The organism is Thermobispora bispora DSM 43833 (genome assembly GCF_000092645.1).
In the GTDB taxonomy this organism is placed as follows: Bacteria; Actinomycetota; Actinomycetes; order Streptosporangiales; family Streptosporangiaceae; genus Thermobispora; species Thermobispora bispora.
In genome coordinates this window covers 3,572,779-3,591,038 of the sequence record NC_014165.1, presented here as the reverse complement: position 1 = coordinate 3,591,038, position 18,260 = coordinate 3,572,779, and the positions used below count along the sequence as shown (strand labels likewise).

The following is an 18,260-nucleotide window of genomic DNA, read 5'->3' as shown; positions in this document are numbered from 1 at the left end:
CCGGGGCCCGCCGGCGGGTGGCCGTGGTCCGGCATGCGCTCGGCAGCCCGTAGACTCGGCCTACGTGAGCTTGAGCATCGGCATCGTCGGCCTGCCCAACGTCGGAAAGTCCACGCTGTTCAACGCGCTGACCAAGAGCGCAAAGGCTCTGGCGGCGAATTACCCGTTCGCCACGATCGAGCCCAATGTGGGCATCGTCGGCGTGCCGGATCCACGGCTGGAGAAGCTGGCCGAGATGTTCGGCTCGGCCCGCATCGTCCCGGCGAAGGTGGAGTTCGTGGACATCGCCGGCCTGGTCCGGGGCGCGTCCGTGGGACAGGGCCGGGGCAACCAGTTCCTCGCCCACATCCGGGAGACCGACGCCATCTGCCAGGTCATCCGGGTCTTCAACGACCCCGACGTCACCCACGTGGACGGGGACATCTCCCCGCAGCGGGACATCGAGACGATCAACACCGAGCTGATCCTCGCCGACCTGCAGACCATCGAGAAGGTGCTGCCGCGCCTCAGGAAGGAGGCCACGCACCTCAAGGAGCGCAAGGCCGTGCTCGAGGCGGTCGAGGCGGCCGCGAAGCTGCTCGACGGCGGCACCACGCTGTACGCGGGGGCGAAGAGCGCCGGGATCGACCTCGCCGACCTGCGCGAGTTCCACCTGCTCACCGCGAAGCCGTTCCTGTACGTGTTCAACGCCTCCATGGACCAGCTCAGCGACGAGGAGCTGAAGGCGCGCCTGTCGGAGCTGGTCGCCCCGGCCGAGGCCGTGTTCCTCGACGCCAAGCTCGAGGCGGAGCTGGTGGAGCTGCCCGAGGAGGACGCGGCCGAGCTGCTCCGCTCCGTCGGCCAGGAGGAGTCCGGCCTGGCGCAGCTCGCCAGGGTCGGCTTCCACACCCTCGGCCTGCAGACCTTCCTCACCGCCGGGCCCAAGGAGGCGCGCGCCTGGACGATCCGCAAGGGCGCGACCGCTCCGGAGGCGGCTGGTGTCATCCACAGCGACTTCCAGCGCGGCTTCATCAAGGCCGAGATCGTCTCGTACGACGACCTGATCGAGGCCGGTTCGATGGCCGCGGCGCGCGCGGCGGGCAAGGTCCGGATGGAGGGCAAGGACTACGTCATGCAGGACGGTGACGTGGTCGAGTTCCGGTTCAACGTCTGAGCGCTCGCACCGCTGAGCGGTCACCTCTGAGCGGTCGCGCGGCCTGACGGGCTCGCCCCCGGCTGCCGTCCCTCCGGCGGTCTTTTCGCGGATGATCATCGCCCGGGCGTCTCGGGTCTTCTCGCGAGCCGCTGGGACTGCGTGTCCACCGTGCTGCCGGGGATGCCGAAGGCGCCGGCGTCCGGCCGGCCCGGCGCCTCCACCGGCCAGAACGACGCCGCGGTCACGTGCTGGGCCGCAGCCGTCCTCCGGACCGGGATCCCCGGGACGTCCCGGCCGCCGGGGCGATGCCGGCATGCGGCCGTCCTCTCTGCGCGGCCGGAGCCGGTCGATGCCGTGCTGTGCACGGGGTCGATGCCGTGGCTGCGCGCGGGCTCTCGCGTGCCGGAGGCCGTGCCCTGTGCCGCCATCCGGTGCGCCGTCCGCAAAGGTCAGGGGCGGGCGGCGCCGCCGTGGGGCCGCGTGCGCGTCCGCCCCGTCATCTCCGATCGGAGGGCGCCCGACCGCGCGCGGCCGCGGCCGGCACGGTCATCACGCTCACCCGGCACGGTCATCGCGCTCACGTGGTGCGCCACCACGTCGTGGAGCTCCGGGTGATGCGCGAGCGCTCCTCGGCGGTATGCCCGGTGCAACCCTCGCGCGCCCCGATGGGCCGGCCGCGGACGGCGCCGTGCCGTCAGCGCGAGCACCCCTCGCGCGCCCGGATGAGCCGCGGGCCGGTCCGCGGGCTCCCGCGGTGGCCGGTCTCTCCCCGGGGGCCACCGCCCTCACCTCGTCCTTTCCGCCTGATCCCGGCCATTCGGCGCGCCGCGTGCGATACGCCTCGCGGAAACATGCACGCCGTGGCGGGCTCGGCGGCGGGCCGATCCGGCCGGGAAGAAAAGCGCGAATACCGGATGACCGGCATGCGGTGCACGTGCCGGCACGGAACCGTGAGCGGGCGATTACCGGAGCGCCGGCCGATGGAACCGGTTATCGGGTCACTGGGATATCACCCTTCGCGCCATTCCCCCGTCTCTGGGCTGATTAAACCGCAATTGAACGGCCATTTCCTGGGAAAGAACCCTCGCGGAAACCGTGGGAAACCCGATAGGGGATGAAAGGTGTCTTCAGTGGTGTGGCCGTCCCGGGCGGGTGGTGATGCCCGGTCGCCGGTGGCCCTGATGCAGGCCGCGCACTGCGATCGCGCTGCCGCCTCGCGCGGCGCGGCGGTACGGCTCGCCGGGCGCGTACGGCCGGGCACCAGGCCGCCCACCGGGACGGGCGCCGGAGGCATGGCCGAGGAGACCGCGCCCACCGGAGGCCCGGCCGTGCCGGCCCGCGGTACACCGCGCTCCCGTGCCGGGCCGTACGGCATCGCCGTACCGGACGCCCGCGCGGCGGACGGCGGCACGGCCCGGTGACGGGGAGCGCCACGGCGCGGCATCAGAGGCGGCCCATCAGGGCGAACGCCGCAGGTCGCGCACCCGAGGAGCCTGCAGCAGGGATGGCGCGCGCCGCCCGTACGGCACCCGGACGGAACGCCGGGATAGCAATACATGGCGGTGGGGTAATCCGAGAACGCCCTGGCCAGGCGCAACGCGCTTTTCCGCCGGAGTGGATAGGAGTGGGCCGTCTCAACGGCATCTAGACCTGGTTTGCTCGCTCACGGCGATGCTTGCACCATGGGCGTGGCTTACCTGGAAGAATTGACCAGACGGCTAGAGTGAATAATTCGATACGGCTAACCGGATCGAGAGTGAGACACCGCGCCGGCAAGGGGGAAAGGCGCGAGCGGAGGCGTGATGACTCGCAGGTCAACGGTCCAGCAGAATCCGCGGCGGATCGCTGGCGACCCCGAGTCGTATCCTCCCGACGCCGCTGATCGGGGGGACGCCGCGCACGGCGCCTCGTTCCGGCGCGCCGGCGGTTGGAGCGGCGGTGGAGGGCGCTGGCTGGTCTGGATCGGCCGCGCCATCCTGTGGGCCCTGATCATAGTGATCGTCGTCAACGGGGTGCGGGCGCCGTTCGAGCGGATGCGCGGGGACGCCGGGGCTCCCGCGACCTCGGCCACGCCGAGCGATCTCGGGTTCCCGGTCACCCAGGGGGCGGCGTTCGCCATTCAGTTCGCCGCGGTCTACCTCAACTACGACGCGGCCAACCCGCAGCAGCGCGCGGAGCGGCTGCGGCCGTTCCTCCCCGAAGGCGCGGACGCCCAGTTCGGCTGGAACGGGTACGGGCGGATGTCGGCGGGCGCCCTCCAGTTCGCCGGCATCGAGGTGACCGACGCCAACAACGCCCGGGTGACCGTGATGTACCAGTCGGGCGGCACCCGGGGCCTGCTCTCCGTGCCGATCTACCACGACGGGGGCAGGTTCGTGGTCTCGGGCCGGCCGGCGATGCTCCCGGCCTCGGGCCCGGCGGGGCTGCCGCAGCTCCCGGAGCCGGACCGCGACTCGGCCGCCGAGGCGGAGCTCCGCCCGCAGCTCGAGGGGTTCTTCAAGGCGTACGCCGCAGGCGACCAGGTCGACCTTCAGCGGTACGTGGTGAACGGGGCCCCGATCGAGGGGTTCGGCGGCGGGATCACGCTCGCCCAGCTCAAGGACGTCATCGTGCCGCCCGGCCCGGAGGACAGCAGGGTGGTCACCGCCGTCGTCGTGTGGGCCGTCGAGTCGCAGGCGACGCCCGCCCCGAGCGCCACCCCCGGCGACCCGGTCACGGAGCCCGCGAGCCTGGAGCAGGCCTACCGGCTCACCATGGAGAAGCAGGGTGGCAAGTGGTTCGTCAAGGACATCCAAGGTGCGCATCGGTCCGCGGGGTAGCGCATGCTCGATCATGACATCGCTGTTCCACTCCCCCGGGAGGGCGAGAATTGATTCTGCAAACGCTGGTGGACGGCCTCATTGACCTGGCCGCGCCCACGTCACCCCCGCCGACCCCCGGTATCGACACCGAGGGCCTCGCCGACTTCCTGCGGAGGTTCTTCGCCCCGCTCTTCCTCGCCGTCGTCTCCGTGGTGGCCATCTTCTTCCTCTTCACCCGCGAGATCACGAAGTTCGTGCAGTTCATCCTGCTCGCGATCGGGATCGGCGTGATCTTTTACGTGCCGAACATCATCGAGGTGACGGCGAAGGCCATCGCGACCGCGCTGGGCATCAAGTGATCACGCGGAGGGGAGAGTCGGGTGGACCTACCTACGTACACCAACATCTGGCGGATCGAGAAGCGGCTGTACAAGCTGTACGACCTCCGGCTCCCCATGCCGCTTCCGATCGTCTGGATCGGGGTGTTCGTGGGTGTCTCGGTCCCCTGGTGGCTCCTCCTCTGGCTGGTCGGGCTGCCGTTCGACGCGCCGTGGCACGTGGTGTACCTGGTGCCGCCCGGCGTCCTGACCTGGCTCTCCACCCGGCCGGTGATCGAGAGCAAGCGCCTGACCGAGCTGCTCCAGTCCCAGCTCCGCTACCTGGTGGAGCCTCGGACGTGGTGCCGGATGGCCCCGAAGCGGGAGCCCGACGAGATCGCGTTCACCGTGCGGGTCTGGCGCTCCCGCGCCCAGGTCGCGGCCCGGGGCGCCGTGCGGGCCCCGCTGCTCCGGCGCGACGCCCTGCCCGCGCGGGCGCTCCTCCAGGGCGCCGCGGCCGTACCGCTCGCCGAGCCCGTCACCGTGGACCAGGTACGGCACGCCGGGGACGCCCCGCACCGGGCGGCCGGTGACCGGACCGCCGAAGAGCAGGCGACGGTGGCGGACGTCCGGCCGGCCCCGCGCCGGGCGGCCGGGCGGACCGCGGACGCGGCCCCGCCGCTGCCGCTCCCGGTGGCGTCACCGTCCCGCTCGGGAGAGCCCTCCGCGCCGGAGGAGCGGGAGGCCGGGGCTGCGGAGCCGGTGGAGACGGGCGCCACCCGGCCCGCCGTCGTCGCCTTGGCTCGGCAGGCCACCGCGCCGGCCGGCGATGCGGCCGGGGCTCCCGCGGAGGCGCGGACGGACGCCGCAGCGGCCGCGCTCTCCTCCCGGGCTCCGGACACCGGACCGGCCGAGGTCGCGGCGCCGCCTCAGGCGGAGCAGGCCCCCGCACCGGTGGAGCCGGCCGCCCCGTCTCCGGCACGGGCGCATGCGGAGGCCGCCGAGCCCGCGCCACCGCCGGCGCCGTCCGTGGCCGAGGACGCGCCGAGCTCCCCGGACGAGGACGCGCCGAGCTCCCCGGACGAGGACGCGCCGAGCTCCCCGGACGAGGACGTCCCGAGCCGGAAGGCCGCGTTCCTGGGCGCCGAGACCATCCGCCGGCTGCGCAGGCTGGCCGCGAGCGCCGAATCCCCGCGGGGGAAGGCAGGCCGGGAGCGGACCCACCGGACCGGCGCCGCCGACGCGGAGCCGGCCCCGCACCCCGCACCGACGGCATCGGACCCAGCGCCAAGGGATGCCGAGCGGACGGTCATCCCGCTCCGCGCCGCGAGCACCGCGGACGACCGGGCGGATCTCGGGAGCACGCCCGGTCCCGCCGAGGAGCGGCGCGGCGAGACGGCCCGCGGGGACGAGCACACCCGCCCCGGCGGCGAGCCGGCCCACCGCGATGACGCGCGCCACGGCGACGAGCAGGCCCACCCCGGCGACGGCGAGCGGCCCCACCGGGCCGATGCCCGCCCCGAGGCGGAGCGGGCCCGGCCCGCCGAACCGGCCGCCCGGTCCGATCCCGAGCCCACCGATCCCGCCCGGCCGGAACCGGAGGACACCGCCGCCCAGGACGCGGGCGACGACGCGGCCGAGTGGCGGAGGAAGGCCTGGGAGCAGCACCGGAAGGGCCGCCCGCCCCGGCCCTACCCGCCGCCTGCGCCCCGCCCCGGGGCACAGGAGCGGCAGGGCCGGCCGCGCCCGCTCGGGCCGCAGGACTCCCCGGCCCGCCGCCCGGCCTCCGGCACCGCTCCGCACCGCGGCCCCGGCTCCGCTGAACCCCGGGAGCCCGCACCCGGGGTGACGATCCGGGCGGTCACCGACCCCGTCACGCCCGGCGGCCCGCCGGGCCTGGTCGCCCAGGGCCGGGGCTCCGCCGAGGAGCCGGTCCGGCTCCGCCGGGTGGAGGCGGTCGTGGGGCGCGGCTCCTCGGGCGGCTGGCGGCGGCTCGCCCAGGTGGTCGTGGGCGGGAGCCGTACCGACACGATGGAGCTCGACATCGAGCGGGCCCGCACCCCGCTCACCGAGAGCCGGCGGATCATGGTGCTGGGCTGCGCGGGAGGCGCCGGGCAGACGACCACCGCGCTCATGCTCGGGCACACGCTCGCCCGCTACCGCGACGACCGGGTGGTCGCCCTCGACGCGAACAGCGGTGAGGAGACGCTCACCAGCAAGATCGCGGCCGAGTCGCCGGAGACGCTCACCTCCCTGCTGAAGAGCTCGGAGACGGTCACCGGCTACCTCGGCATCCGGGCGTTCACCAGCCGGTGCGAGTCCGGGCTGGAGGTGGTGGGCGCCGACCCGGACGTGCACGCGCCGCAGCGCCTCGCCGACCTCTCCTTCCTCGCCGACTGGCGGCGCACGCTCGCCGTGCTCGACCGGCACTACCGGATCACCGTGATCGACCCGGCGGCCGCGGTCGCCGGGCGGCTCCTGCCGTACGTCGACCAGCTCGTGCTGGTCGCCCCGGCGAGCGAGGACGCGGCGAACGCGGTCGCGATGACCTTCGAGTGGCTCGACGGGCACGGCTGCGCGGAGCTGCGGCGCCGCGCGGTGCTGGTGGTCAACGGGGTGAGCCGGCGCAGCCTCGCCGACGTCGAGCAGGCGGAGGCGGTGGCGAGCGGCCGATGCCGGGCGATCGTCCGGGTGCCCTGGGAGGACGCGCTCGCCCCTGGCCGGCCCGGCCCGGTCGATCTCGATCACCTGCGCATGAGCGGCCGCAGAGCGTACGTTGCCCTGGCGGGCGTGCTGGTGAGCACGCTCGCCTCGATCCAGGCCCAGGAGGAGGTCGCCAAGTGAGCCCAGGGGCGGTGCCCGGCTCGACGGGTGCGAGCGGACCGCGCGGGGGACCGCGCCGGGCGGGCGGCGACGGGTGCGTGCAACCGTGGACGGGGAAGTTGGTGGGTGACCGATGAGCAGGGCCAGGAGCCGGCTCGCCGTGCGGTACTTCGACGACCGCATCCTCCTCACCGACTCAGCGGCGTGGGCCTACTTCCGGCTGCCGACCGTGAGCTACGAGTTCCTCACCCCCGAGGAGCGCGAGGCCCTCGCGAACAACATCACGATCGCGCTCGCGGCGATCCGGATGCCCGACGCCGAGGTGCACCTGCGGGTGGCCCACCGGCCCTACCCGGCCGCCGAGTGGGCGATGGCGCTCGACGCCACCTCCGACGGCGGCCCGGGCTGGCGCGAGTACCTGGAGGAGATGTACCGGCACGTCTGGGCCAAGGACTTCTGGACCAAGGAGGTCTACCTCGGGGTCCGGCTCGGCCCGCGTGGCGCGCAGCTCGGCACCGGGGTGCTCGCCCAGCTCTTCGGCCTGTACCAGCGGGGGGAGAAGGCGCTCGGCATCGAGGACGACCACGTGCCCGAGCGGGAGATCGAGCGGTGGACCGAGGCCGCCGAGCGGCTCGGCCGGGCGCTCGCCTCGAGCGCGCTCTACGCCCGCCACGCCACCTCCGACGAGATCGCCTGGCTGTTCCAGCACGCCGCGTCCGGCGGGCTCGGCGACCAGCGGCCCTCGGCGACCCCGCGCCGCCGCTGGGGGAGGGGCGAGATCGAGGCGCTGGTCGAGGGCCAGATCCACAACGGCCGCTCCCTGCTGCGGATCGAGCAGCCGTACGGCGAGGCGTACGTCGCCTTCCTGTCGTTCGCCCGGTTCCCCGACCTCATGCCGTTCCCGGACGGCGAACCCTGGCTGCACTTCGCCGACCAGCTCCCCTTCCCGGTCGAGGTGTCGAGCCGGATGCGGCTGATCCCGCCGGTGCGCGCGAGCAAGGACGTGGCGCGCAAGCTCGCGCACGCCCGGGACATGGACATCCACATCCGGGAGGCGGGGGCCGAGGCGCCGCTCGCCCTCGCCGAGCAGATCGACGCCGCCCGGGCGCTGGAGCACGGCATCACCAAGGAACGCCTGCCGTTCGTGTACGGCTGGCACCGGCTGAGCGTGAGCGCCCCGACCGAGGAGATGTGCATCCAGCGGGTCGAGGCGGTGATCGAGCACTACCGCGACCTCGGCATCGACGTGGTCAACTCCACCGGCGACCAGTTCTCGCTGTTCTGCGAGTCCCTGCCGGGGGAGCGGCTGCGGGTCAACGCGTACGCCCAGCGGCAGCCGCTCCGCACGATCGCCGGCGGCATGGCCACGGCCACCGTGGAGCTCGGCGACCGGGTGGACGAGTCGAACGCCGGGTGGATCGGCCCGTACATCGGGGAGACGCTGGGGCGGGCGCGGAGCGTCGTCCACTTCGACCCGCTGGTGGCGGCGGCGCGGAACCGCCCGACGGCGATCGCGATCACCGGTGAGCCGGGCGGCGGCAAGACCACCCTCGCGATGCTGCTGATCTACCAGATGGCGCTGCGCGGGGTGACCATCGTGGTCATCGACCCCAAGGGGGACGCCCAGTCGCTGGTCGAGCTGCTGCGGCGGCGGGGCCGGAAGGCGCGGATCATCCCGCTGGGCACGGCGGCCCCGGGCCTGCTCGACCCGTTCTCCTTCGGCGACGACATCGCGGCGAAGCGGACCATGGCCACCGAGACGCTCCGGCTGCTCCTCCCGCGGATGTCGGAGGAGCGGGAGTCCGCGATGATCCAGGCGGTCGCGGCCGTCTCGGCCGAGCCGTCTCCGTCGCTCGGCAAGGTCGTGGAGTACCTGGAGCGGGCGCCGGACGCCGCGTCGAAGAACCTCGGCGCGGTGCTGCGGTCGATGTCCGAGATGCACCTGGCGCGGCTCTGCTTCGACCCGTCGGGCGGCGAGCGGATCGACATCGAGGGGTGGACCACGGTCTTCACCCTGGACGGGCTGACCCTCCCCGACGTGGTGACACCGCGGGACGACTACTCCTACGAGCAGCGGCTCTCGGTCGCCCTGCTCTACCTGGTGTCCCAGTTCGCCCGGCGGCTGATGAACGGGCTCGACCGGCGGACACCGAAGGCGATCTTCCTGGACGAGGCGTGGGCGATCACCTCCACCCCGGAGGGCGCCAAGCTCGTGCCCGAGGTCTCCCGGATGGGCCGGTCGCGGAACACCGCGCTGGTGCTGGTCTCGCAGAACGCGGGGGACCTGCTGAACGAGCAGGTGACCAACTGCCTCTCCTCGGTCTTCGCCTTCCGCTCGACCGAACGGGTGGAGGTGGAGCACGTGATGGAGCTCCTCGGCGTGGATCCGTCCGAGGAGCACAAGGCCGTGCTGCGCTCGCTGGGCAACGGGGAGTGCATCTTCCGGGATCTTGACGGCCGGGCCGGCCGGATCGGGGTCGACCTGATCTCGGAGGAGCTGCTGCGGTGGTTCGACACGAACCCCACGCGCGAAAAGCCGGGCGATGGGCATGATCATGTTGACGGGGGCACCGGTGGTCGGTCTGAGGTCGCGCAGGAGGTGCGGTCTTGAGGGTGCGCAGGAAGGGTCTCGGCCGGCTGAAGGGCCGCCGCAAGCTGGCCGTGCTCCTCGTGCTCATCGCGGCGTTCGTGGCGCTGCCCATCGCCCTGCCCACACGCGTCGCCACCGCGATCGGGCCCTGTGACCTGTCGTCCGACCTCGCCCCCGAGATCGTCGGCGGCGGGGTGGACGGCCTGGTCCAGCCGCCGCCCCCGGAGACCGACACCCCCGGCGGCACCGCGCAGCTGACCAACTACGACCGGTACGGCATGGCGGGCCAGTTCTGGCACACCTACGACCTCGGGTGCTCCGACATCGCCGCCGTGCTCGGCAACGCCTGGGCGAACACGGTCTTCTCCTGGGCGAAGGCCATCGACCGGGTGACGATCACCACCTACCAGGCGGCGGCGACCGAGGGCCCGCTCAAGCCGATCAAAGAGGTCGTCGACGACATCGTCGTCAACCTGGCCAACGCCATGTACTGGCCGTACCTGCGGCCGATCGTGATCCTCGGCGCGATCTGGCTCGCCTGGTACGGGCTGATCCGCAAACGAGCGACCACCACGACCGAGGGCGTCATCTGGATGGTGCTCGCGGTCACCGTGGCGATCTGGTTCTTCAGCCGGCCGGGCGACTTCACCGGGCTCGGCAAGGCGGTGACCGACAAGACCGGGGAGATCATCAACTCGGCCTTCGCCGGGCTGCCCGGGGCGAGCGGCACCTCCTGCCTGCCGGTCAAGGGCGACACCACCGCCGAGGTGAAGGGCGGCGGGTACGGCCAGCCCGGCACGCCCGGGGTGGCGCAGAACGCCGACGCGCTCTGGTCCACCCTGGTGTGCAAGCCCTGGCTCATGGGCGAGTTCGGCACCGCCGACCCGAACGACCCGCTGGTGCGCCAGTACGGCGCCAAGCTCCTCGACATCCAGGCCATCGACAAGGAGGAGCAGGCGGCCAAGCAGCTCCCCACCGGGGACGCCCACCAGAAGCGGTTCGAGGAGGAGATCGTCAAGCCCCTGGAGAAGACCCCGGTGTTCTACCTGCTCCAGGGGAAGGACTGGACCAGCCGCCTCGGCATCGCGATCGGCGCGTTCATCGCCGCCATGGTCGCCGGCGTGCTGATATTCCTGGTCGCGGTCTCCCTGCTCGTGCTCAAGGTCGGCTTCCTGCTCCTCATCATGCTCGGGCCGGTGTTCCTGCTGATCGGCGTGCACCCGGGCTCCGGGCGGATCATCTCGATGCGATGGCTGGAGATGCTCATCGGCACGCTGCTCCGCCAGGCCGTGCTCGCCCTCGCGCTCGGCATCCTGGTGTACGGCTACGCCCTGATCATCTCCACCGGGCTGCCGTGGGGGATGCAGATCCTGTTCATGGCGCTGCTCACCATCGCGGTCTTCTTCTACCGGCGGCCGTTCCAGCACCTGTTCGCCTCGATCGACGGCCACACGATCACCACGCGGGTGCTGGGGGAGGCGGCCACCGCGCCCACGCTCAGCCGGGTGGGCGGGGTGCTGCCGCCGATCTCCCCGGCCCGGGCCGGGCGCTGGGGGCTGCGCAAGGCCGAGACGGCGCTCGGCGCGACCGCGATGGCGGCGAGCGGGGCGGCCGCGGCCGCGGTGGCGCAGTCCCGGCTCCGCGCCGAGGAGGGCGCGCCCGGGCAGGGCGCCCGGGCCGGTGGGCAGCAGGCCCCGCTGGACGCGGACGGGCAGCCCGGCCGGCGGAAGGCGGCCGGCACCGCGCCGCGCCCGGGGAGCGCCCCACCGCTCAACCTCGGCGGGTCCCGGGTCGGCGGGCGCGCCTCGGCCGTGAGCGGCGCCGCCGCGAACGGCGGTTTATCCGGCGGGAGCGGCCGGTCCGCGGCCGACGGCGGATCGCACGCCACCCCGCCCCCGCTGTGGCTGCCCCGCCGGGACGCCGCCAGGTCGCCCGGCGACGCCCCCGCCCTCTTCTGGGCCAAGCAGGCCGATCGGAGGTCCGGCGACTGACCGCCGGTGACGTGACGCCCCATGACCACATCGAGCAACGACCGGGTGAAGGTGGCGGCGTTCGTCGGGCTCGTCGCCGTGCTCGCGGCCGCCGGCATCTACCTCACGATGAGCCCGCCGCCGCAGGCCGGGCGCGACGAGCCGGGGGAGCGCGCGGTGAGCGCCACCACGGCCGTGTCCACCCCCGCGCCGAGCCCGGCCCCCTCCCGGGTGGCGACCACGCCGCCCACCTTCGACGTCTACGCCTACCTGCCGCTGTCGCGGGAGGAGCTCGGCGCAGCCGCCGATCTCGCCCGCCGGTTCACCGCGGCGTACGGGACCTTCCGGCACGACGAGGACCCGGTGACCGTGGCGGAGCGGCTCAAGGCGTTCGCCACCCAGGAGCTGGGTGAGCAGCTCACCCGAGCGGTGACCGACCCGGCGGCGGTGCAGCAGAACCGTGCCGACCAGGTGGTCTCGCAGGGGTCGGCGAAGGTGTCGCTGATCCGCGACATGTCCGCGCAGCAGGTGACCTTCGTCGTACGGCTGACCCGGCGGGTGACGGACACCCGCGGCCAGCGGGAGGAGAACGACGACTACGCGGTGACCGTGATCAGGGTGGGAGACGACTGGCGGGTCTACGACATCCAGCCCGCGAGCGCCGGTCAGGAGGGAGACTCCGCCCCGTGAGCGCACCACCGGGCCTGCCGCCGCTGCGGCCGGGGTACCGGCCGTTCCCCGGCCCGCGCCGGGAGAGCGCGATCCCCTGGCGGCTCGTGATCGTCGTCGGCGGGCTGATGCCCCTGGTGCTGTTCGCCTCGCTCATCCTCATGACCCCGCTCCCCTCCGGTCTCTTCGGCGGGGGGTCGCGGCAGAGCTGCACGGATACGTCCATCTCGGACGCCGACGTCTCCAGCACCGCCCGGGAGGACATCCCGCCCGACTACCTGGAGCTGTACAAGAAGTTCGGGCAGGAGGTCGGCGTCCAGTGGAACGTGCTCGCCGCCATCGGCAAGCGTGAGACCGATCACGGCCGCTCCACGCTGCCCGGGGTGAAGAGCGGCACCAACTACGCCGGCGCGGCCGGGCCGATGCAGTTCCTGATCAGCACCTGGGGCGGCAAGCCGAAGATCAAGATGACCGAGAAGGTCAACGGCTACGCCTCGGACGGCAACGGCGACGGGTACGCGGACGTCTACGAGCCCGCGGACGCGATCCTCGGCGCGGCGCGGATGCTCAAGCGCAACGGCGCCCCCGACGACCTGCGGCGGGCGTTGTTCGTCTACAACCGGGCCACCTGGTACGTCGACCAGGTACTGGAGATCGCCCGGCGGTACTCGGCCACCGGGGACATTGGGGCCCCGCCCGAGGCCGACCCGTTCTGCCAGCCCGGCTACCTGGACGCGGCCACCGATGAAGTAGTGAAGAAAATTCTCGAATATGCTCTGGCGCAGCGCGGCAAGCCGTACCGGTGGGGTGGGACGGGGCCGGACGCCTTCGACTGCTCGGGCATCGTCTACATGGCCTACCGGCATGCCGGGCTGACGATCCCGCGGACGACGTTCGAGCAGTGGCCGTTCGGCGTCCGGATCGAGCCGGGCAGCGAACGGCCGGGCGACCTGGTGTTCTTCAACGCCGGTCCGGGCACGTCGATCGACCGTCCCGGGCACGTCGGGCTGGTCGTCGCGCCGGGCAAGATGGTCGAGGCCCGCTGCGCGCGCTGCGGGCCGATCAAGGTGACCACCTATCGCGACCGGCCGAACCTCGTCGGCTTCACCCGCCCGCTGGAGAACGAGTACGTGCTCGCGCAGCTCAAGAGGTCGATGACGTGATCGGCGGTGAAGATGCGAAAGGTGGTCGTCGGGGCCGCGATCGTCCAGGACGGCAGGCTGCTCGCCGCACAGCGATCCGCGCCCCCCGAGCTGCGGGGTGCGTGGGAGCTCCCGGGCGGCAAGGTCGGCCCTGGGGAGACCGATCAGCAGGCCCTGGCGCGCGAGTGTGAGGAAGAGCTCGGCATCGAGATCGCGCTCGGGCGGCAGGTGGGGGCCGATTGGCCGCTGCCGAACGGCTATGTCATGCGGGTCTGGCTCGCCGGTATCACGCTGGGCATCCCCCGCCCGCACGAGCATCTCGCGCTGCGCTGGCTCGCGCGGGACGAGCTGTACGACGTGGAGTGGCTCCCGGCCGACCGCCCGGTGATCGCGGCGGTCGAGGAACTGCTCTGGAGCTGAAATGTCATTCTTACTGTGATCTTCACGGCGGGTCGGTCCAATTAGGATGATCCTCGTCTGGACGGACCTGAGGCTTCGCGGAGGCGAACGGTGAACGGGCGCGCATGGGTGCGAGCCGCGTTATCGGCGACCGCCTCCGTGCTGCTCGCCGGGCTGATCGTGGTCCTCGCCGGGTTCATGATCCGGGCGGATGCGGCGGACAACGAGCCGATCGAGCCGTGCGCCCCGGGCCAGCCCTGTGACGCCGTCACGGTGACCGTCACCCAGACGATCACCCCCACGGTCGGCCCGACCAGCCCGGAGCCGGAGCCGGTGGTGACCCGGACCGTCACGATCACCCCGTCGCCGACCGCGGTGCCCCTGCCCACCGCCACCGTCACCCTGCCGGCCCTGCCGACGCCGGAGGAGCGGACCCAGGCGATCACCACGCCGTCGGTGGAGCCGTCGGTGGAGGTGCCCCAGCCGTCGGTCTCGCTGCCGACCGCCACGGAGCCGTCGCCCACGCCGAGCCCGGTGGTGTCGTTCGCGGAGCCGAACCCGCAGACGGCCGCGGTCGAGATCCGGGACGCGCCCCCCGAGTACGACAAGGTGACGCTGAGCCACCGGCTCGCGATCCCCGCGGCGATCCTCGCGCTGCTCGCGCTGTTCGCCTGGTTCGTCCTGGAGGGAAGGCTGCGGAGGATGGCGCACGCCGCCGCGGGCCGGCACGCGGTCCCCGCGCGGCCCGACGCCGCGGCCGGGCATCCGGCGGGGCAGATGTACTCACCGGTGATCGGTTACGTCCCGGTGCAGCCCTATCCGATCGTCTACCCGGTGGCGCAGTGGTACGGCCCGATGCCGCCGCAGGGGTACCCGCAGGCGTCGCAGGCGTACCCGCAGGCCTACCAGGGCCACCCGCAGGCGTACCAGCCGGGGTACCCGGCGTACGGGGATCAGCGCCCACAGGCGTACGGCACGGCGGGAGACGAGACGATCGTCGCCCCGGTGGAGCAGCTCGACGGCCCTGACCCGGACGAGCCCCGGCACCCCGCCGAGCCCACCCGCTGAGCGGCCGTCCGGCACTCCCACGGTGGGGACGCCGCGTGTGCCGAGCGGGCCCGCAGAGCGGTTGTCGTGGACCTCTCATGCGTGGCGCGGCGCGGTGGTCGGGGCTTGATGTGCGGCGCGGCCCGATGGGGCTTTCCGTTCGCCTTCATGGCGCCCTGGGTCTTTGAGCGCGTGCGGCGTGGCCGTGGGGCTTGACGGCGATGGGCTTGGACTTTCGTGGGTCTCTTGCGTATGCGGCGTGGTGTGATGGGTTTTCCGCTCGCCGTTCATGGCGCCCTGGGTCCTTGAGCGCGGCGGCGCGGCCACAGCGACCGGCCTAGGACTTTCGTGGGTTCCTCACGTGTGCGGCGCGCGGCTGAAGGGCTTCATGGCGACTGGCCTTGGACTTTCGTCGGTCCCTCGCGTGTGCGGCGCGACCGCGGACGATCAGAGCTCGGTTCGCCCGTGGACCCCCTCGCGCGCGGTGCGGCCGGACCGGCGCACGGGACGGTGGCCGGCGAAAGGGCACGGGGCCGGCCCGGTCGGCGGGCACTGGGGAGAGCGGCCCGCGGGGTGGACGCGATCGGCGGGAAGACCGGCCGGGCAACGCCCGCGACGGCCGCCTCATCGATGGCCGCGTAGTGGTCGCCGAAAACGGCAGAAGGCGCCGGCCGTACCCGGCCGGCGCCTTCCACAAGGGCCTCGCTCAGCTCGAGGAACGCTTGAAGATCTTCGAGCCCAGCCAGACCAGCGGGTCGTACTTCCGGTCGACCACGCGCTCCTTCAGCGGGATCAGCGCGTTGTCTGTGATCTTGATGCCCTCAGGGCAGACCTCGGTGCAGCACTTGGTGATGTTGCAGTAGCCGAGGCCGAACTCCTCCTGCGCCGCGTTCTTGCGATCGAGCGTGTCGTACGGGTGCATGTCGAGCTCGGCGATCCGCATGAGGAAGCGCGGACCGGCGAAGGCCGGCTTGTTCTCCTCGTGGTCGCGGATCACGTGGCAGACGTTCTGGCACAGGAAGCACTCGATGCACTTCCGGAATTCCTGCGACCGCTCGACGTCGACCTGCTGCATCCGGAACTCGCCCGGCTTGACGTTCGACGGCGGGGTGAACGACGGGATCTGCAGCGCCTTCTCGTAGTTGAACGAGACGTCGGTGACCAGGTCCTTGATCACCGGGAAGGTCCGCAGCGGCGTGACGGTGATCGTCTCGTTCGGGTCGAAGGTCGACATCCGGGTCATGCAGGCGAGCCGCGGCCGCCCGTTGATCTCCATGGAGCACGAGCCGCACTTGCCCGCCTTGCAGTTCCAGCGGACCGCGAGGTCCGGGGCCTGGGTGGCCTGCAGCCGGTGGATCACATCGAGGACGACCTCGCCCTCGTTCACCTCGACGGTGTAGTCCTCCAGCTGGCCTTCCCCACCTTCGCCGCGCCAGACGCGGAACTTCGCCTTGTGTCCCATCACGACTCCTTGGCCGCGGCGACCGCGGCGTCGTACTCAGCCAGCTCTTCCTCGGTGAGGTACTTCTCCAGCTCGGACCGCTCGAACAGGAGGAGCAGGTCGGGACGCATCGACGGCTGGATCTTGACCTCGATCTTGACGTTGGAACCGTCCGGGTCGGCGGTGCAGACGAGCAGGCGACGCCGCCACTCGGGCGACATCTTCGGGAAGTCGTCGCGGGTGTGGCCGCCGCGGCTCTCCTCCCGCATCAGCGCGGCCCGGGCGATGCACTCGCTGACCAGCAGCATGTTGCGCAGGTCGAGGGCGAGGTGCCAGCTCGGGTTGTAGACCCGGCCACCGGCCGGGGCGGTGTTCTTGGCCCGCTCCTTGAGCTTCTCGATGGCCTGGAGGGCCTCGGTCATCTCGTCGGCGCGCCGGATGATGCCGACGAGGTCGTTCATGGTGCGCTGGAGCTCCTGGTGGACCTCGTACGGGTTCTCCCCGGTCTTCCGCTCCAGCGGAGCGAGCGCCTCGGCCTTGGCCGCCTCGATGCTCTCCTCGGAGACCTTGGGCCGCTTGTCGAGCTTGTCGACGTACGCGGCCGCGCCCGCGCCGGCCCGGCAGCCGAAGACGAGCAGGTCGGAGAGCGAGTTGCCGCCGAGGCGGTTGGAGCCGTGCATGCCGCCGGCGACCTCACCGGCCGCGAACAGGCCGGGCACCGACGCCGCCGCGGTGTCGGGGTCGACCTCCACGCCGCCCATGACGTAGTGGCAGGTCGGGCCGACCTCCATCGGCTGCTTGGTGATGTCGACGTCGGCGAGCTCCTTGAACTGGTGGTACATCGACGGCAGCCGCCGCTTGATCTCCTCCGGGGAGAGCCGGGTGGAGACGTCGAGGTACACGCCACCGTGCTCGGAGCCGCGGCCGGCCTTCACCTCGGCGTTGATCGCCCGGGCCACCTCGTCCCGGGGCAGCAGCTCCGGAGGCCGGCGGTTGTTCGCCTGGTCGGTGTACCAGCGGTCCGCCTCCTCCTCGGTGGTGGCGTACTTGTCCTTGAAGACCTCCGGGATGTAGTCGAACATGAACCGGCGGCCCTCGGAGTTCCGCAGGACACCACCGTCACCCCGGACGGACTCGGTCACCAGGATGCCCCGCACCGACGGCGGCCAGACCATGCCGGTCGGGTGGAACTGGATGAACTCCATGTTGATGAGGCCGGCGCCGGCGAGCAGCGCGAGCGCGTGCCCGTCGCCGGTGTACTCCCAGGAGTTCGAGGTGACCGCGTACGACTTGCCGATGCCGCCGGTGGCGAGCACCACGGCCGGCGCCTCGAACACGATGAACTCGCCGGTCTGCCGCCGGTAGCCGAACGCGCCGGCGATCCGGTCCCCGTCCTTGAGCAGCCGGGTGATCGTGGTCTCGGGGAAGACCTTGATGTACGCCTCGGGGTCGCCGTGCAGCCGCTGGTCCTCCTGCTGCAGGGCGACGACCCGCTGCTGGAGGGTCCGGATCAGCTCCAGGCCGGTGCGGTCACCGACGTGGGCGAGGCGAGGGTACTCGTGGCCACCGAAGTTCCGCTGGCTGATCTTGCCGTCCTTGGTGCGGTCGAAGAGCGCACCCCACGCCTCCAGCTCCCACACGCGCTCGGGAGCCTCCTTGGCGTGCAGCTCGGCCATCCGCCAGTTGTTGAGGAACTTACCTCCGCGCATGGTGTCGCGGAAGTGGACCATCCAGTTGTCGTTCGGGTTGACGTTGCCCATCGCGGCGGCGGCACCGCCTTCGGCCATGACCGTGTGGGCCTTGCCGAAGAGGGACTTACAGACGATCGCCGTCCGCTTGCCCTGCTGCCGCGCCTCGATCGCCGCACGGAGTCCTGCTCCGCCGGCTCCGATGACGACGACGTCGTATTCGTGACGCTCCACGGTG

At 72.5% G+C, this 18,260-nt stretch carries 12 protein-coding genes; 10 read left to right on the top strand and 2 right to left on the bottom strand.

Going from position 1 to position 18,260, the window contains the following annotated elements; genetic code table 11:
- Window positions 1-64: 64 nt before the first annotated feature.
- From ychF to TBIS_RS15150, 10 genes are all read left to right on the top strand, one after another.
- Complete coding sequence (gene ychF / locus TBIS_RS15205) at window positions 65-1,153, top strand: redox-regulated ATPase YchF (protein ID WP_013133290.1); 1,089 nt, start codon at window positions 65-67, stop codon at window positions 1,151-1,153.
- Between the two features lie 1,784 nt (window positions 1,154-2,937).
- Entirely contained in the window at window positions 2,938-3,954 is a 1,017-nt protein-coding gene (locus TBIS_RS15190) for a conjugal transfer protein (RefSeq protein ID WP_013133288.1), read from the top strand.
- A 50-nt stretch (window positions 3,955-4,004) separates the two neighbouring features.
- Window positions 4,005-4,295 carry a hypothetical protein gene (locus tag TBIS_RS15185; protein ID WP_013133287.1) on the top strand — a complete coding sequence of 97 codons (291 nt, stop codon included), beginning with the start codon at window positions 4,005-4,007 and terminating at the stop codon, window positions 4,293-4,295.
- A gap of 21 nt (window positions 4,296-4,316) precedes the next feature.
- Window positions 4,317-7,097: a conjugal transfer protein gene (locus tag TBIS_RS15180; RefSeq protein WP_013133286.1), complete on the top strand. Its 2,781-nt coding sequence runs from the start codon at window positions 4,317-4,319 to the stop codon at window positions 7,095-7,097.
- Between the two features lie 112 nt (window positions 7,098-7,209).
- A complete protein-coding gene (locus TBIS_RS15175; protein WP_050760553.1) occupies window positions 7,210-9,687 on the top strand; it encodes an ATP-binding protein in 2,478 nt (825 codons plus the stop codon).
- Between the two features lie 2 nt (window positions 9,688-9,689).
- Window positions 9,690-11,657: a type IV secretion system protein gene (locus TBIS_RS15170; RefSeq protein WP_242384352.1), complete on the top strand. Its 1,968-nt coding sequence runs from the start codon at window positions 9,690-9,692 to the stop codon at window positions 11,655-11,657.
- 21 nt (window positions 11,658-11,678) lie between these two features.
- A complete protein-coding gene (locus TBIS_RS15165) occupies window positions 11,679-12,326 on the top strand; it encodes a hypothetical protein (RefSeq protein ID WP_013133283.1) in 648 nt (215 codons plus the stop codon).
- On the top strand, window positions 12,323-13,468 hold the full coding sequence (locus tag TBIS_RS15160) for a C40 family peptidase (protein WP_013133282.1): 1,146 nt from the start codon (window positions 12,323-12,325) through the stop codon (window positions 13,466-13,468). Before TBIS_RS15165 ends, TBIS_RS15160 begins: the two co-directional genes overlap by 4 nt.
- Before the next feature lie 12 nt (window positions 13,469-13,480).
- Complete coding sequence (locus TBIS_RS15155; RefSeq protein ID WP_013133281.1) at window positions 13,481-13,867, top strand: (deoxy)nucleoside triphosphate pyrophosphohydrolase; 387 nt, start codon at window positions 13,481-13,483, stop codon at window positions 13,865-13,867.
- 90 nt (window positions 13,868-13,957) lie between these two features.
- A complete protein-coding gene (locus tag TBIS_RS15150; protein ID WP_013133280.1) occupies window positions 13,958-14,914 on the top strand; it encodes a hypothetical protein in 957 nt (318 codons plus the stop codon).
- Between the two features lie 685 nt (window positions 14,915-15,599).
- Here the strand turns inward: TBIS_RS15150 and TBIS_RS15145 are convergent.
- Window positions 15,600-16,355, bottom strand: coding sequence for a succinate dehydrogenase/fumarate reductase iron-sulfur subunit (locus TBIS_RS15145; protein ID WP_013133279.1), 756 nt, complete (start codon window positions 16,353-16,355; stop codon window positions 15,600-15,602).
- Window positions 16,355-18,256, bottom strand: coding sequence for a fumarate reductase/succinate dehydrogenase flavoprotein subunit (locus TBIS_RS15140; protein WP_013133278.1), 1,902 nt, complete (start codon window positions 18,254-18,256; stop codon window positions 16,355-16,357). Before TBIS_RS15140 ends, TBIS_RS15145 begins: the two co-directional genes overlap by 1 nt.
- Window positions 18,257-18,260 lie beyond the last annotated feature (4 nt).

What these genes read in the sequence shown, in the direction of transcription:
- TBIS_RS15190 (WP_013133288.1), top strand. Translation starts at nt 2,938, where the DNA reads ATGACTCGCAGGTCAACGGTCCAGCAGAATCCGCGGCGGATCGCTGGC.
- TBIS_RS15175 (WP_050760553.1), top strand. Translation starts at nt 7,210, where the DNA reads ATGAGCAGGGCCAGGAGCCGGCTCGCCGTGCGGTACTTCGACGACCGC.
- TBIS_RS15165 (WP_013133283.1), top strand. Translation starts at nt 11,679, where the DNA reads ATGACCACATCGAGCAACGACCGGGTGAAGGTGGCGGCGTTCGTCGGG.
- TBIS_RS15155 (WP_013133281.1), top strand. Translation starts at nt 13,481, where the DNA reads ATGCGAAAGGTGGTCGTCGGGGCCGCGATCGTCCAGGACGGCAGGCTG.
- TBIS_RS15145 (WP_013133279.1), bottom strand. Translation starts at nt 16,355, where the DNA reads ATGGGACACAAGGCGAAGTTCCGCGTCTGGCGCGGCGAAGGTGGGGAA.